Origin of the sequence: Rhodoplanes roseus (assembly GCF_003258865.1) — a bacterium.
Taxonomy (GTDB): domain Bacteria; phylum Pseudomonadota; class Alphaproteobacteria; order Rhizobiales; family Xanthobacteraceae; genus Rhodoplanes; species Rhodoplanes roseus.
In genome coordinates, this window is sequence record NZ_NPEX01000668.1 from 1 (window position 1) to 426 (window position 426).

Sequence of the window (426 nt, forward strand, 5' to 3'; positions counted from 1 at the left end):
ATCCAACGGTGCCTCAGACATCGAAGTCTCGCCTTTTGAACATTCGCGGCTGGTGCTAAGCCGGCAAGGGCCGGCACGCAAGCGCCGCGCGCAGCAGTGCTAACGACAAGGGCCAGCGACGATGGGATCTCGATGTTGAGCGCTCCCAATCTTTCCCAGCCAAAGGCTTTCCTGCGAATGCTTTTTGCCGCGGCCGTCCGCGCTGCCGACCCGGCGACCTGTCTGCCGCCCCACCTGCCCTCGCCGCCTGCCGGCCGCACCATCGTCATCGGCGCCGGAAAGGCTTCGGCCGCCATGGCCAAAGCGCTGGAAGACAATTGGGAGGGGCCTCTCGAAGGCCTGGTGGTGACACGCTACGGCCATGCGGTGCCATGCCGATCGATCGAGATCGTGGAAGCAGCCCATCCGGTCCCGGATGCCTCCGGT

The 426-nt window shown here is 65.5% G+C and carries 1 protein-coding gene; it reads left to right on the plus strand.

Going from position 1 to position 426, the window contains the following annotated elements:
- Positions 1-132 precede the first annotated feature (132 nt).
- Positions 133-426: DUF4147 domain-containing protein (locus tag CH341_RS31905; protein WP_146604732.1), on the plus strand; the 294-nt coding region annotated here is incomplete at its 3' end.